13 protein-coding genes and 1 pseudogene are annotated in these 14896 nt (G+C 70.7%); 5 read left to right on the top strand and 9 right to left on the bottom strand.

Annotation, left to right across the window (positions count from 1 at the left end):
* Positions 1-25: 25 nt before the first annotated feature.
* The gene (locus ABH920_RS40210) at positions 26-895 is read right to left on the bottom strand and encodes an NmrA family NAD(P)-binding protein (RefSeq protein WP_370354560.1); all 870 of its coding nucleotides are present in this window, start codon (positions 893-895) and stop codon (positions 26-28) included.
* 122 nt (positions 896-1017) lie between these two features.
* On the opposite strand from ABH920_RS40210, the gene ABH920_RS40205 reads away from it, so the two are divergent.
* Positions 1018-1947, top strand: coding sequence for an AraC family transcriptional regulator (locus ABH920_RS40205; protein WP_370354559.1), 930 nt, complete (start codon positions 1018-1020; stop codon positions 1945-1947).
* Between the two features lie 313 nt (positions 1948-2260).
* Here ABH920_RS40205 and ABH920_RS40200 read toward each other — a convergent pair whose 3' ends face one another.
* Both ABH920_RS40200 and ABH920_RS40195 read right to left on the bottom strand, forming a co-directional pair.
* Positions 2261-3478: an ROK family protein gene (locus ABH920_RS40200; RefSeq protein WP_370354558.1), complete on the bottom strand. Its 1218-nt coding sequence runs from the start codon at positions 3476-3478 to the stop codon at positions 2261-2263.
* Positions 3479-3708: 230 nt separating this feature from the next.
* Positions 3709-4527, bottom strand: coding sequence for an MBL fold metallo-hydrolase (locus ABH920_RS40195; protein WP_370354557.1), 819 nt, complete (start codon positions 4525-4527; stop codon positions 3709-3711).
* A gap of 105 nt (positions 4528-4632) precedes the next feature.
* Here ABH920_RS40195 and ABH920_RS40190 point away from each other — a divergent pair, with 105 nt between their 5' ends.
* Positions 4633-5286 (top strand): helix-turn-helix domain-containing protein, encoded by a 654-nt coding sequence (locus tag ABH920_RS40190; RefSeq protein ID WP_370354556.1) that lies wholly within the window; start codon positions 4633-4635, stop codon positions 5284-5286.
* 102 nt (positions 5287-5388) lie between these two features.
* On the opposite strand, the gene ABH920_RS40185 is transcribed toward ABH920_RS40190, so the two are convergent.
* The 3 genes from ABH920_RS40185 to ABH920_RS40175 form a co-directional block, all read right to left on the bottom strand.
* On the bottom strand, positions 5389-5910 hold the full coding sequence (locus tag ABH920_RS40185) for a hypothetical protein (RefSeq protein ID WP_370354555.1): 522 nt from the start codon (positions 5908-5910) through the stop codon (positions 5389-5391).
* Positions 5911-5990: 80 nt separating this feature from the next.
* Complete coding sequence (locus ABH920_RS40180; protein ID WP_370354554.1) at positions 5991-6746, bottom strand: hypothetical protein; 756 nt, start codon at positions 6744-6746, stop codon at positions 5991-5993.
* 193 nt (positions 6747-6939) lie between these two features.
* The gene (locus tag ABH920_RS40175) at positions 6940-8388 is read right to left on the bottom strand and encodes a hypothetical protein (RefSeq protein ID WP_370354553.1); all 1449 of its coding nucleotides are present in this window, start codon (positions 8386-8388) and stop codon (positions 6940-6942) included.
* A gap of 367 nt (positions 8389-8755) precedes the next feature.
* Here ABH920_RS40175 and ABH920_RS40170 point away from each other — a divergent pair, with 367 nt between their 5' ends.
* The 3 genes and pseudogenes from ABH920_RS40170 to ABH920_RS40160 form a co-directional block, all read left to right on the top strand.
* Positions 8756-10270, top strand: a complete 1515-nt coding sequence (locus tag ABH920_RS40170) for a carbohydrate binding domain-containing protein (protein WP_370354552.1) — start codon at positions 8756-8758, stop codon at positions 10268-10270.
* A 129-nt stretch (positions 10271-10399) separates the two neighbouring features.
* Positions 10400-10903, top strand: a complete 504-nt coding sequence (locus ABH920_RS40165; protein ID WP_370354551.1) for a hypothetical protein — start codon at positions 10400-10402, stop codon at positions 10901-10903.
* Positions 10872-11111, top strand: a pseudogene (locus ABH920_RS40160) (HD domain-containing protein); the annotation flags it as partial. The gene ABH920_RS40165 and the pseudogene ABH920_RS40160, both read left to right, overlap by 32 nt.
* 59 nt (positions 11112-11170) lie before the next feature.
* Here the strand turns inward: ABH920_RS40160 and ABH920_RS40155 are convergent.
* The 3 genes from ABH920_RS40155 to ABH920_RS40145 are packed head-to-tail and all read right to left on the bottom strand — an operon-like array spanning position 11171 to position 14888.
* Positions 11171-12451, bottom strand: a complete 1281-nt coding sequence (locus ABH920_RS40155) for an alanine racemase (RefSeq protein ID WP_370354550.1) — start codon at positions 12449-12451, stop codon at positions 11171-11173.
* Positions 12448-13512 carry a (Fe-S)-binding protein gene (locus ABH920_RS40150; RefSeq protein ID WP_370354549.1) on the bottom strand — a complete coding sequence of 355 codons (1065 nt, stop codon included), beginning with the start codon at positions 13510-13512 and terminating at the stop codon, positions 12448-12450. The genes ABH920_RS40155 and ABH920_RS40150 overlap by 4 nt, the downstream gene beginning before the upstream one ends.
* A complete protein-coding gene (locus ABH920_RS40145; RefSeq protein ID WP_370354548.1) occupies positions 13509-14888 on the bottom strand; it encodes an FAD-binding oxidoreductase in 1380 nt (459 codons plus the stop codon). Before ABH920_RS40145 ends, ABH920_RS40150 begins: the two co-directional genes overlap by 4 nt.
* Positions 14889-14896: the final 8 nt, after the last annotated feature.

The following is a 14896-nucleotide window of genomic DNA, read 5'->3' as shown; positions in this document are numbered from 1 at the left end:
GACAACATGTTATGCACTAGTTCAATTATTCGCCTGTCGCCGCCAGGGCCTTCCAGATTTCGGCGTTCTCGGCGGCGTACTGCACGAGGCTGCGCGGCGCGTGGCCGGTGAGGCGCTGGACCACGTCGGTCACCGGGGCGTTGCCGCCGTCGCGGATGACCTGGAACAGGCCGCGCTGGGCGACGATGGTGCGCTCGCCGACCCCGGCGGCACGGGAGCTCTCCTCAGCCTGCTGCGGCGGGACCGCTTGGTAGGTCAGGGTGCGGCCGGCGGCTTCGCCGAGGACGTCGAGGGCCTGCTGGTGGGTCAGGCTCTCGGGGCCGGTGATGGTGAGGATCTGGCCGGCGTAGCCGTTCTCGGTGAGCGCCACGGCGGCGACTTCAGCGATGTCGCGGGTGTCGACGAAGCTGACGGCGCCGTCGCCGGCCGGGAGCTGCAGGACGCCGCGATCGCGCAGGGCCGGGGCGAAGCCGGTGCCGAAGTTCTGGAAGAACCAGTTGGGGTGCAGGAAGGTCCACTCCTTGCCGGCGGCGCGGACGGCGCGCTCCCAGTGGGCCATCATCGCCTCGGTCGGCAGGAGTTCGGCGCCGATCACCGAGAGCAGGACCACGCGGCGGGTGTCGTGGGCCTCGGCGAGGAGGTCGGCGACGAGGGTTTCGCCGTCGGGCTGGGCGTAGGGACCGACGATGAAGAGAGCTTCGGCGCCTTGGAGGGCCGGGGCCCAGGTGGCGCGGTCGGCCCAGTCGAAGCGGACGGGGATGACGTTACCGCTGGCGCTGTCGTCCTCCGGGTTGCGGCTGGCGGCGGCCACCTTGACGCCGCGCGCCGCGAGCGCTTCCACGACGGGACGGCCGGACTTGCCTGTCGCGCCGATCACCAGGACGGTCATCTTCATCAGCTCCCTGAGTTCGTTCTCTTGGCTACGTGTTCCACGTTAGGGCGCGCGGGGCGGATGATGAATGTCGCCGAGTCCGTGATTCATGTCCGATCGTCCGGGCGCGCGCTAGCATTCGACGTATGGACGTACTCACCGACGCCTTGGCCGCGATGCGGGTCGGGCAGACGCGGTCGGCGCGGACCGAGGTGCACGCGCCGTGGGGACTGCGCTTCCCGCGGGTCGGGGGGACGACGTTCCACGTGCTGTTGCGCGGCCGATGCTGGCTGCTGCCGCCCGAGGGCGAGGCGGTGGAGATGGCGGTCGGGGACGTGACGCTGCTCCGGCACGGGAGCTCGGTGTCGCTGGCCGACGATCCCTCGACACCGGTGCAGGACTTCAGGCCGGCGGCGTGGCGCCCGGGCCAGACGATCGGTCGGGTGGACGTCGAAGGACCCGGGGAACGGTCGCTGCTGATTTGCGGGGCGTACCAGCTGGGGCGGACGCGTCCGCATCCGCTGCTGGCGCAACTGCCGGAACTGTTGCTGCTGCGGGCATCCGAGACGCCGGGCCTGGCCGCGACGGTCACACTCCTCGGCGAGGAGCTGGAGCAGGCGCGCCCGGGCCAGGACGGGGTGGTGCCGGCGCTGGTCGACGCGCTCCTGCTCCTGATCCTGCGCGGCTGGATCGAGCGCTCAGCCCGCGACGACGCCGCACTGGGCTGGCCGGGCGCCCTGACGGACCCCGCGATCGGCACCGCACTGACGCACCTGCACGACGATCCGGGGCACGCCTGGACCGTCGCAGAACTCGGCGACCGCGCGGGCCTGAGCCGCTCGGCGTTCGCGCAGCGGTTCACGACACTGGTCGGAGAGCCGCCACTGACGTACCTGACGTGGTGGCGAATGACGATGGCGGGCCGGCTCCTGCGCGAGTCGGACGCCCCGCTGAGCGCCGTGGCGCTGCGGGTGGGCTACTCGTCGGAGTTCGCGTTCGCGAAGGCTTTCAAGCGCGAGTTCGGGATCGCCCCGGGACGCTACCGGCGGGAGGCGAGGACGGACGAGGCGGCTTGAGGTGCGCCTTGGCTGCTGCGGGTGGAAACCGGAGGCCGCCAGCGCAACCAGTGGCGCGCAACCGAACTGCGTCCCCAACCGAAACCCCCACCAAAAAACAGCGCCGCCCCGGCTCAGGAATTCGGGGCGGCGCTGTTCCGGCCACCGCCCCGGCTCAGGAATGCGGGACGGCGTCCGCGGAGTCGCCCCGGCTCAGGAAAGCGAGGCGGCACCGGGTGGCGTCGTCCCGGCTCAGGAATTCGGGACGGCACCGTCTGGGGCGGTCGGCGGGGTGGGCCGGCCGCGCGTCGGATGGCGGAAGGGGTCTTCTCGGCTAGGCCGCGTTATCACCGGCCTCGTCAGCACCCGCGGGCATCGTGATCACGACCCCGAGCTCCTGGCGGATGGCGTTCGCGGCGGCGCCGAAGACCAGGCTGTGGGTGCCCAGGGTGGAGGCGCGCAGGACCAGCTGTTCGAAGCCTGACATGACGCGGAGCGCCAGCAGGTCGTTGATCTCCCGCATCAGCGGGGGGCCCAGGGGGTCGCCGGCCATCGGGCCGCCGAGGATGAACTCGGTGACGTCCAGGGTGCCGGCCAGGGTGGACAGCAGGCGGGCCACCTCGCGGGCGGCCCGGGTCACGCGCTCGCCGAGGGCTCGGGCGTCCTGGCCGTCGCCGCCGGCCAGGTAGCTCGCGACGGTCTGCTCCGAGGCGTCGCCCAGGATGACCGGCTGCACCGCGACCGTTTCCAGGCAGCCGATCAGGCCGCAGCGGCAGCGCAGCGAGGTGCCGGTGTCGATGTGCCCGATCTCGCCGCTGCGGAAGTTGCCGCCGTGGTAGAGCCGGCCGTCCAGCACAATCCCGGCGCCGATGCCGGTCCCGATCCACAGCACCGCCACCGTCTTGTCGCGGTCGGAGCAGATCGCGACCTCCGACAGCGCCACGGCGTTGGCGTCGTTGACCACGTGCACCGGCAGGCCGTCGCAGAGCTCTGACAGCTCGTGCCCCATGGAGACCATGTGCCAGCCGTAGTTCACGGCCTCGCGGATCACGCCGTCGTCGCCGACGATCCCCGGCACCGCGACCCCGACCCCGGTGATCCGGCCCGGCGTCGGCGCCCCCATCCGGCGCACCATGTCCGACACCGCGGTCAGCGCGGGGGCGTCCAGCGGGCGCGAGACCGTCTCGGTCTGCTCCATGTGGCCGTTGAGGGTGAAGCGGCTGGCGGTGATCCGCTCGTTGGCGACCTGCACGCCGATGAACCGGTGGTGCGCGTCGTCCAGATCGAGCAGCACCCGCGGCTTGCCCACCGGCTGCGCCTCGCGCCCGGCCTCGCGGACCAGGCGGCGCTCGATGAGGTCGCCGACGATCTCCGACACGGTGGCGGTCGGCAGTCCGGTCTCCCGGATCACGTCGGTACGCGAGAACCGGCCCTCACCCGCGGCGACGCACTGGAGCACCAGCACATCGTTGCGCGCACGAAGGGAACTCTTGGTCCCCTTCTGGGTGAACCGGAGCTGCGTCACGCTCGCCGCCATTCTTGCATCGTTCATCGATGTAACTTCGCGGGAACTGTAGGGCGGACCAGCTGTAGCGGTCAAGGGGACATGTTGAGTGAACCGGTCTCACCTGCGGGGATACCGCGGCGTTCGGTAGCGGGTCGGCGGCGGCGCCTGATAACGGTCTGTCGGCGGCCCAGAACTATCGGAGACCGAAGTAGCCCGGCCAGGCAACCGGGTGTCGGCGAGTGCCGCCGAGCGCCGCTCAGCACCGGCGGCTCCGATCATCCGATAGGCGGCGCAAGGTACTCCAGCACGTACCCGTCACCGGACGACGCCACCCGGGCGATCCCCGGCGAATCAAGATGAGCTCCGGCCACGAAGTGGTTCGGTCGAACCAGTCGTTCGAGCAGCGCCGCTCGCGCGGCCCGCGCCTGGGGCTGATCACCGTCCAGTTCCCACGACACGCTCGGCTGCTCGAACTGAAGCGTGGGAACGTGAACAGTGTCGCCCCAGGCGAGAAGGCGTCCCGCGCCGCTGCTGACCCGATAGACGGTGTGACCAGGAGTGTGCCCCGGAGTCGGGATCGCGCTCGCCCAGTCGTTGATCGCGACCTCCTCCGCCACCGCCACCACCCGGTCGCGGATCGGCGCGAGCCGCCCGGTGAACACCGCGACGTCGCCGGCCCCGATCCACACGCGCTCGAGTTCGGGAAACGCCTCCGAACCATCCGGTGCGATCAGACCACTGACATGATCTTCATGCCGATGAGTGATGGCCACATCGGTGACCTGCGCGCGGTCGATCCCCGCTTCATCGAGCGCGTCGTAGATCAGCCCCATGCCGGGAACATGCCAGACGTTGGACGCGCCGGTGTCGATGAGCACCGACCGAACGCCGTCGGTGACGAAGAACGCGTTGACCGACAGCCGCAGGTTGTCGCCGACCAGCGGGACAACGGCCGGCAACTCCTCAAGCACGCAGCCGTCCTCGTCGCGGAGCCGGGTCGGCGGCATGTCGATGTACCCGTCCCGCAACGAGACCACCTGCAGATCGCCGAACTCGAACCTGGCATGGTGCCGGCCGCTGGAGATCAAACGCATGGAACCCCTCCGTGGTGTCGAGCGAATCTTCAATAGAAGACAGGATCTACTTTAGGAGAAAGTCTACACTGACGGCAGCGAGACACCCATCGATCGAGGAGCACGGTGGTCAAGCAAGACGCAGAAACGGCCGAACCGCACCGCGATGGCGACCCGGGCGGCACCGCCCCGGCCGGTGACGACACCGCCCGCGACGACCTGGCCGGCGCGTTCGGCGGCAACGTCCGCCACCACCGCGAGCAGGCAGGCCTGACCCTGGAGCAGCTGTCCACCCGCTCATCGGTCAGCCGAGCGATGCTGTCCAAGGTCGAACGCGGCGAGAAGAGCCCGACGATCGGCGTCGCGTCCAAAATCGCCCACGCGCTCGACGTATCGCTCTCCGACCTGATCGGCGCACCGGGCAACGCCGCGTCCGGCGCGGCCGTCGTCATGCGCAAGACCGACCGCCCCGTCTTCCGGGACCCGGAAACCGGCTTCGAGCGGCACATCGCCTCAGCCGCCCCGGGCGCGGGACGCGCCGAGCTGATCGTCCACTACCTCCCCGCACAGGTCTCCACCGGACTGCTGCCCGCGTATCCGCCGGGCACGGAAAAGCAGATCATGGTGCTCCAAGGCACCCTCACCGTCGCGATCGGCGGGATCAGCGAGGCCCTGGACGCCGGCGACTCCCTGTTCTTCGAAGCCGACGCCGACCACGGCTTCGCCAACCGGACGGACGCGCCCTGCGAATACATCATGGTCATCTCGCGCAGAAGCTGATCGCGCAAGCAGAGGAAGCAGCAGACACACCAGCGGCCCCCTCGGAAGTGTTCCGAGGGGGCCACTGGATTCGGAGCGATGAGGCTTACTGAGTCGCAGTGCTCACCGAGCGAGCACCGGGCGCGTCGGCGCCGCCTGCAGATTCGCCTTCCGCACCGCCAGCGTCCCGGTCCGGCCCAGCAGCATCGCGATCGCCATCAGCAGCAGCGCGTCGGTCAGCGCGTCGGCGGTCACCGAGTTCTGGTACATCCAGCGCCCCAGCGACTCGCTGAACCAGTGCTGCGCGCCGTAGGAGAAGGCCAGTCGCGCGCCGACCACGCCGGTCCACAGCGCCGCATACCCCGCGCCGCCCCGCGTGTAGGTCCGCCCGCTGCCCGCCTCGCGCCGCGTCGGCAGCAGCGCCGCGGCGGCCAGGCCCAGCATCAGGCCGAGGCCGGCCAGCGCCAGCTCCAGGACGAGCCCGCTGCCGCTGGTCGCCGGGTGCTTCAGGTACATCGGCACGATCACCGAGGCCACGATCGCCGGCCGCAGCAGCCGGCCCCGGTTGATCTCGCGGCGGCCGAGGTCGGTGCCCAGCACGGAAGCCAGGACGACGAGGTTGACGATCCAGATGCTGGCGCTCATTGCGGTCTCCCTGACCCAACCGGAGTTCCGCCGGGTTTTCCCGACACCTCGAGAATCGCCGATCAGGGCAGGTCACAGCTTCAACCCAAGGGTGGAAGAGGGGTGGAACCCGGGTGGAACGCCAACTGCGGCCCGGCGCCGGCCAGCTCCACATCTCCTGCTCCGGCACCAGCACCAGCACCAGCACCAGCACCAGCACCCACGCCAGACCCGACCGGCACGCCGAACGACACACTGCGCGCCCACGCCATGACCAGCTTGTCCAGCGTGTCCACGAGCGCAGCGCTGGTGGCATGGCCGCGGATGACGTACCCGGCCCCGGCCTGCCGCGCCACCCCGCACACGGTCAGCCGCGGCACGAACTGGAACGACGCGTCCGCCGCGTCGCGCGTGACAGTGGTCTGGATCAGCCGGGCGGCGGGCCCGTCCGGCAGCTCGAGGTCCTTCATCCGCTCGGAGACGACCTCGTGCTTCGCCGGATCCAGCACCTCCTCGGCCAGCGCCTCAGCCGGCGTCACCGGCTCGTCGCGGTTGTCGAACACTGAGAACCCGACCCACACGTGCTCACACGACCGGCGCGGCTCCGGGTAGAGGACGGCGGCGTAGTCGCACTCCAGGTCCTCGGCGGCGAACAGCGCGTCGCGCAGGTCGTCGCGGATCTCGGCGACCAGTTCGGCGCACGGGACGGCACCGAGGTCGAGCAGCCGCAGCGCGGCGGCCACCCCGGCGTCGTAGTGGACGGGTGGGAAGTCCAGCTCCGTCAGATCGACCGCTCGTCCGGGATACGCGGTCTGCCAACTGGTGTACATGTAACGGACGTCTGCGGTGTTCCGCATGCCGATGCACTCTCCCCGCGCTTTCGCGCATCTCTCGTGTTTACCACCAACACACTACCCAGGGGATGACATAGGCAGATCCACGCAAACGAACCTCAAATGGGTCCCGCCGGAATCCTCACACCGACCGCATACCTTGATCACCGAGCGTGCACCACCGTCACCAGCAGTGCGCCCCGAGTGATCAACGGGGTCAGCGATACTCGGCCAGCCTCGGCCGTACTCCGGCGACCGCCAGGCCCACGGCCAGCACACAAGCCCCGAGCGGCAGCCACTGCCACAGCGTCACCTCGTCCACCCCGGCGTTGATGTTGGCGGTGAAGGCCGCGGCGTTGATGTCGATGACCTTCTGCACCGCTGTGGCGTACGCGGTGAAGGCGCCGTCGGAGTCGGAGGCGGCGGGGCTGGTGTCGAAGCGGATGGCTTCGGGCAGGTCGGTGGCGAGCTTCTGGCGGAAGACGCGGTCGTCGAGCTCATAGGTCTGGTACGTGCGGAGCATCTGCTCGGCGGCCGCGCGCTCGCCGGGGAAGGTGATGTTCTTCATCTCGGTGCCGAAGTAGCCGCCGAAGTCGACCGGGTGCGAGGGGTTGTTGAAGTACGCGTCCAGGTCGGCTTTGACGGCCGCGTCGTAGGTGTCGAGCGTGACGTTCGGACCGGGGTCCAGCAGCGCGCGGCTCTTGGCCAGGAACGAGGCCTGATACTGCGTGGCGCGGGAGGGATCGACGACGAGCCGGCTCTCGTCGGCGTTGGCGTCGGTGCTCTCGGCCTTGGCGGCGGACAGCGCGGCGACGGAGTCGTAGGCGTCCTTCTTGGCCGCGCGCAGGTGCTCGGAGGCCGAGCCCATGGAGACAGCGCCCCAGATCATCACGACGAGGGTGAGGACGGTGGCACCGACGAGCGCCGGGTTCAGCGCGCGCCGCGTCCGGCGGGTGAGCCAGAGTTCGAAGCCGACGAGCGCGGCGAGGGCGAGGACGCCGGTGAGCACGATCCACCAGACGGCTTCCTGGGCCACGCTGCGGCGGTTCTGGTAGGAGGACTCCAGGGCGGCGCCGTTGCTGTCGGCGACGGCGTGCGCGGCCGGGAGGACGGAGCTGCGCATGAGGTCGGTGGCTTGGGCGTACTGGGCCGATTCGGCCTGCGGGAGCTGTCCGGCGGGACGGTTCGCGGAGGTGGTGTCGACGTACATCACCTGCGCGGCGAGAGCTTCGTAGTCGCCGAGTGCGTTGAAGGCGGTGGCCACCTGCTGGGCGCCGGGGCCGCTCGCGCCGGCGTGCAGGGCGGCGAGTTGCAGGTCGTGGTCGGCTTCGGCGCGGTCGGCCTCGAAGAGCTTGGTGAACGCGGCCCGGTCGACGCCGGGGCCGAGGTTCTTGTCGCCGACCATGAGGATGTTGGCGAGGTTGGCGTCCATGTCGTTGAGCGCGTAGATGAGGTCGTTGCCGGCGGAGACCTGGGGTTCCTCGGTGGTGCCGATGGCGGTGAAGCCGGAGCGGACGTTCGAGGCGCCGAGGGCCGCGATGACGGCGAACAGGACCGACGCGGCGATCGCCAGCGCGGTGAAGGCTTTCAGGAACCACGGTGTGGGGCGGCGGCGCCGCTTCCGGGGCGTTTCCGGGGTGGCCGGCCGGGACTCAACTGCGGTCATGTCCCACAGCAAACGGCTTCCGCAGGGACGGAAACCTCTGCGCTCACGCGATACGCGCGCAGCGGGGCACAACGCAAACGCGGCGCGCATGAGTAGGCCGCAGAAGTAGCGGCTGACCTGGCCAAATCATCCCGTTCCGGGCGAGCTGAGCCTTGTCCGGGCAAGGAATCGGCCTTAATTGGTCTAGTCCCTTGACGTCACCAATGGTCTAGTCCACGCTCCACCGTGCGGGGTCGCTCAGGAGACGCAGCAATGAGGAGACCTGATGGACAGGGAGCTCGGTACAGCAGGAGGCACTGCAGGAGGCTCAGGAGGCAGAGATCGGGACCGCGGCCGGCCGCCGGCGGGTTCGCGGCGGCTCGCGGGTGTGGTGGGGGTGGTCGCGGCCGGGGCGTTGGCCGCGGCGGGGGTGGCGGTGGCCGCCGGCGGGGCCAGTGCCGCCGCCGCGAACCTGCTGGTGAATCCGGGGTTTGAGACCGGGACGCTCACCGGGTGGTCGTGCAGTGCGAACAGCGGGTCGGTCGTGAGCAGCCCGGTGCACTCCGGGTCGCACGCGTTGAGTGCGACGCCGGCCGGTTCGGACGACGCGCAGTGCACGCAGACCGTGAGCGTGCAGCCGAGCTCGTCCTACACGCTGTCGGCGTGGGTGCAGGGAAGCTACGTGTACCTCGGCGCCACCGGGACCGGCGGGACCGATCCCAGCACGTGGAGCAGCAACGGGGCGTGGAACCAGCTCAGCACGTCGTTCACCACCGGGGCGTCGACCACGAGCGTCACGGTCTACCTGCACGGCTGGTACGGGCAGGGCACGTACTACGGCGACGACGTCAGCCTGCTGGGGCCGGCCGGGCCGGGCTCGGGCTCGTCGAGCAGCCCGCCGACCACCCCGTCGACGACGCCGTCCACCTCCCCGTCGACGCCGCCCACGACGCCGTCGACCACGCCGTCGACGTCGCCGAGCTCCACTCCCCCGCCGCCGCCGAACTCCGGGTTCAACCACCCGGCGTACTTCATGCCGCTGGACAACAGTCCGCAGGCGATCTCCGACGTCATCGGCGCCGGGGAGAAGGAGCTGAACCTGGCGTTCGTCCTGGACTCCGGCGGCTGCACGCCGGCCTGGGGCGGCAACGCCTCGACCCCGGTGTCCTCGGACACGACGGTCGCGGCCGACATCAGCGCGCTGCGGGCGGCCGGCGGCGACGCCGCGGTGTCCTTCGGCGGGTACAACGGGACCGAGCTGGGGTCGTCGTGCGGCAGCGCGTCGGCGCTGGCGGCGGCGTACCAGCAGGTGATCACCAAGTACAACCTGAAGCACGTCGACTTCGACTACGAGAACACCGCGCTGGACAGCAACACCGCGGTCCGGTTCGGCGCGATCAAGATCCTGGAGCAGAACGACCCGAACCTGGTGGTGTCGCTGACCATCCCGATGACCACGGTCGGGTTCCCGGGCTCCGGGGTCGACGAGATCAAGCAGGCGGTGGCCGCCGGGGCGCGGCTGGACGTCGTCAACATCATGGACTTCGACACCGGCCTGACCTCCGGGACCGAGGTCGGCCAGACCGAGGCGATCGCGAACGACGCGGTCGGGCAGCTGCAGTCGATCTACGGCTGGAGCAGCGCGCAGGCCTGGTCGCACCTGGGCCTGCAGATCATGAACGGGCACACGGACCAGCCCTCGGAGCTGTTCCAGCTCAGCGACTTCTCGGCGCTGCTGGGCTTCGCGCAGGCGAACCACCCGGCGTGGTTCTCGTACTGGTCGGCGAACCGGGACCGGGCCTGCGACCCGAGCGTGCCGCACAACTGGGCCGACGGGGCGTGCTCGAGCGTGGCGCAGAATCCGTGGGACTTCACCAAGATCCTGGTGCAGTACACGGGGTGAGCTGACTGGCGCGGCGTCGCTGGCACGTGGTGGCTGACACCGCCTGCGCGACACCGCCTGACACCGCCTGACACCTCCTGTCACAGCCACTGACAGGAGGTGTCAGTGATGTCCGCCTACGGTCGGGCCATGAGCTATCCGACACCGATCGCCTGGCACGCCGGGACCGACCTCATCGACGGCCGCCCGGTCAAGCGCTACCACATCGCCCGCGACGCGACCCCGATCCGCCAGGACTGGGAGGAGAACGCACTCGCGCTGATCCCCGGCATGCTCGCACCGCGCGACGAGACGCCGCCGGCGGCGTTCACGGTGCTGTTCCGCAGCGGCGCCGGGCTGCACCTGAACGTCTACAGCTGGTACTGGGACAACGTGATCTACGGCAAGTTCGCGACCGGCGGCGTGCCGTTCCTGGGGAGCCCGGACGAGGACCCGGGGCACCTGGCGCCGGTCGAGCCGCCGGTGCTCGGGTGCGTGTACGAGCTGGCGGTGCTGGTGCATGAGCGGTCGGCGTGGATCCGGCATGTGTTGATGAATGAGAAGCCTGATATGGATGCCTATCTGGCCGATGTGCTGCCGACGGGGCCGGTCGGGTTGCCGGATGTGCCTTCGGGGTTGGCGCAGCTGGCCTAAGACGGTCGCGCATCTGCGGGCGGTGCATGACGTCGCGGCGCGGCTGGTCGCGTGGGCAGCGGAACGGGGGCTGCCGGTGGACGCGGAGGCCGTCCTGTTCGGGGCGGCGACGCACGACATCGGGAAGGCGCTGCATCCGGCCGAGCTGTCCGGTCCCGGATCCGAGCACGAGGCCGCGGGCCGTGATCTGTTGCTGCTGACCACTGTCGGACACGGGGCCGACGAGCGGTTGGCGTACCAGATGGGGTATCCGGTGGCTCCGGTGGTTCAGAAGTAGGTGCGGGCACCGCCGATGACGTCGTAGTCCTCGTCCACGAGGAGGAAGAGGCGCCAGCGGTCGAGGGTCATGCAGGGGTGGGAGACGCCGAGGGCTACGAGGTCGCCGACGGCCAGGGGGCTGGCGGGGTCGATGCGGAGGAAGGCGTGCTGGTCGCTCAGGGCGCTGATGTGGGCTGCGTCGTCGAGGTCGATCGGGGTGCCGGGTGGGCGCCAGGCTTTGAGGGGGACGGGGAGGCCGGCGTCGTGGGAGACGTCGCGGCGGCCGGCGTTCAGGAGGGCCAGGCCGGGTTCGGGGCGGGAGACGACGCGGGTCCAGACTTCCAGGGCCGGTTGGAACGGCGGGAGCGTCCACTCGGGGCGGGCGCTCGGGGTCAGGGTGGCGTACTGGCCGTTGTCGTGGGTCAGGTAGCAGCCGCTGCGCAGGACGACGCGGATGCCGTCGGCGGGGAGGGGGCCGAGGATGGCGGCGACGCGTTCGAAGAAGCTGCTGCCGCCGGCGGTGGCGATCGGTTCGCAGGCGGGGTCGAACAGGCTGCGGGCCGCGAGGGTGGTGGCGAGGTCGCGGAGGGCGGTGAGGAAGGCGTCGACGCGGGCGACGGTTTCGGGGGTGCGGTCGTGGCCGATGGTGCCTTCGTAGCCGGCGACGCCCGCCACGGCCAGGTGCGGCGCGGCAGCTGCGGCTTCGGCGACGGCCAGGGCGGTGGCGGGGTCGCGGGCGCCGGTGCGGCCGGAGGCGTGGCCCAGTTCGATGAGGACGGGGAGTTGGAGGGGCGACTCGGCGACGCGCAACTCTTCGGCGACCTCGGCGAAGGCCTGCTCGGCGAGCCGGACGCCATCGAGCGAGTCGACGTAACACAGCAGCTCGCGCTCGGGGTGCGCGGCGAGCTCACGGGCCAGCCAGCGCAGGGCGGCCGGGTCGGTCAGCTCGTTGGCCATCAGCACGCGGCGCGCGCCGAAGGACCACAGCATCCGCACCTGCGCCGGCAGCGCGGCGGTCAGGCCCCAGACGCCGGCCGCGAGCTGGCGCGCGATGAGCTGCGGGGACATGGTGGTCTTGGCGTGCGGGGCGATGCTGACGCCGGCCTGCGCGCAGAAGCGGCGCATGACGTCGATGTTGGCGTCCAGGGCGGCGGCGCGCAGGACCGCGACCGGGGTGGAGGTGTCGCCGCGGCGGATGTTCCAGCCCTGCGAACCGAGGTCGTCGAGGGCGACGGCGGCGTGCAGGGGCAGGCCTTTGAAGGTGGCGTCGAGGAGCTCCGGAGCGGTCATCCCTTGTGGCCTCGCATGTAGTCGACGATGTGCACGGCCTTGGTGCGGCTCTTGGACTTGCGCAGCCCGGTCTGGAGTTGGCGCAGGCAGCCGGGATTGACGGCGATCACCAGGTCCAGATCGGCGGCCTCGATCTCGGCGATCTTCTTCGCGAGGATGGCCTTGCTTTCCTTCTTGCGGACCAGGGCGTAGGTCCCGGCGGCGCCGCAGCAGGAGCCGGCGGAGGGGAGCTCGACGTAGGTGGCGGTGCGGCCGAGGAGTTCGCGAGGTTCTTTCCAGACGCCGAGGCCGTTGCGGAGGTGGCAGCTGTCCTGGAGGCCGACGCGGAGGGGACGGATATCGGTATCAGTGTTCTGCTTAAGCAGCCACTCGGAAGCCTCGACGACGCGGTCGCGCCCGATCACGTCGGCCAGGTGCGCCGCGCAGCCGCCGCTGGTGGTGACGATGGTGCCGGGGAGCCGTTCGCCGAGCTTGCGGGCCAGGTCGCGGCCTTGGTCGAGGTCGCCGTTGTGCGCGTGCAGGGCTCCGCAGCAGCCCTGGTCGGGGTCGACGGCCAGTGTCGGGTCGAGAGCGGCGAGGTTGCGGCTGACCGAGGGGAACAGGGCGCGTTCGAAGCAGCCGAGCATGAGCGTCGGCTGGTCGGAGTCGGGGCTGGGGCGGCGTTTGCGGGCGCTGCGGCGGACCAGGCCGAGCAGGCGCAGGACCCACTTACGATTCGCGACCAGGAGCAGCGGCCGGACGATCCAGGGGCGCTTCAGGCCGCTCCACTGCTCGTCGCGCCACTCTTCGAGGAGGTGGCCGTACTGGACGCCGGCCGGGCAGACGGTCTCGCAGGCGCGGCAGCCCAGGCAGAGCGAGGACTCCTCGGCGAGAGTGGGATCGTCGGGCGCGAGGTCGCCGGTTTCGAGCAGGCGCATCAGGGTGATGCGGCCGCGCGGGGAGGACTGTTCTTGGCCGGTGAGCGCGTAGGTCGGGCAGGCCGGGAGGCAGAAGCCACAGGAGATGCAGGCGTCGAGGAGGTCTTTGGTGAAGATGCTGTTGGAGGTGGCTTCCTCGCTCATGAGCCCAGCTTCCCGGGGTTCAGCAGACCCAGGGGGTCGAAGGCGGCCTTGATCCGTCGCAGCAGCGCCATCTGCTCGGGCCCCAATCGGTGTTCCAGGTAGGGCAGCTTCGCCGCCCCCACGCCGTGTTCGCCGGTGATCGTACCGCCGAGATCCACCGCGTGGCGGAAGATCTCGTCGAAGGCTGCCATGGCTGCTTCGGTCTCGGCCGGGTCGTCGGCGTCGACGACGGCGGTAGGGTGCAGGTTGCCGTCGCCGGCGTGGCCGAAGGTGCCGATGCGGACGCCGTGCTTCTGTGCCGTGGCGGCGATGAAGGCGACCATTTCGGCCAGCTTGGGCCGGGGCACGGTCACGTCCTCCAGGATCGTCATGCTGCCGCTGCGGGCCAGGGCCGGGAGGTTGCAGCGGCGGGCGGCGAGCAGGTCCTCGGCGGCGGCCACCGACTCGGCGAGTTCGATCTGGGTGGCATTCTTGGCGCAGACCTCGGCCATGCGGGACAGGGAGCGGTCGACGGCGTCGGGTTCGCCGTCGTCGCCGAACAGCAGCAGCGCCCCGGCGTCCAGGCGCAGGCCGAGGTGGGCGAAGTCCTCGACGGCGGCGACGCAGACCGCGTCCATGAACTCCAGGGTGGCCGGGGCCGGGCCGGTGGCGACGATGTCGCGGACCGCTTCGGCGGCGTCGGTCATGGTCTCGAAGTAGGCCACGCCGTAGCGCGCGGCGGCGGGGGTCGGGACCAGGGCCATGGTGATCTCGGTGATCACCGCCAGGGTACCCTCGGAGCCGACCAGCAGGCGGGTCAGGTCGTAGCCGGCGACGTCCTTCACCAGGCGGCCGCCGGTGCGGATGACCTCGCCGTCCGGCAGGACCGCCTCCAGGCCGAGCACGTACTGGCGGGTGACGCCGTATTTCAGCCCTCGGAGTCCGCCGGCGCAGGTGGCGACGTTGCCGCCGACCGTCGAGGCCTCCTTGCTGCCCGGGTCCGGGACGTAGATCAGGCCCACGGTGGAAGCCGCGAGGTTCAACGCGCCGGCCGTGACCCCCGGCTGGCACACCGCCAGCATCTCGTCGCGGCTGACCTCCAGCAGCGCGGTCATCCGCGTCGTGGACAGCACGATCCCGCCGGACAGCGGCACGGTCGCCGCGCACAGGTTCGTCCCGGCCCCGCGCGTGGTGACCGGCACCCGGTGCCGCGTCGCGATCCGCATCACCCCGGCGACCTCCTCGGTCGTCAGCGGCTGCACCACGACGTCCGGCGCGTGCCGGAACAGCGGAGTGGCGTCCCGGCCGTACGCGGCCAGCGCTCCGGCTTCGGTGAGCACGCGCTCGCCCAGCAAGGCCTTCAGGTCGGCGACCGCCGCAGGAGGGATCTTGTCCATGAACCCCA

This window comes from Catenulispora sp. EB89 (assembly GCF_041261445.1).
In the GTDB taxonomy this organism is placed as follows: Bacteria; Actinomycetota; Actinomycetes; order Streptomycetales; family Catenulisporaceae; genus Catenulispora.
The sequence above is the reverse complement of the archived record's forward strand: the minus strand, read 5'-3'. Positions and strand labels throughout refer to the sequence as shown.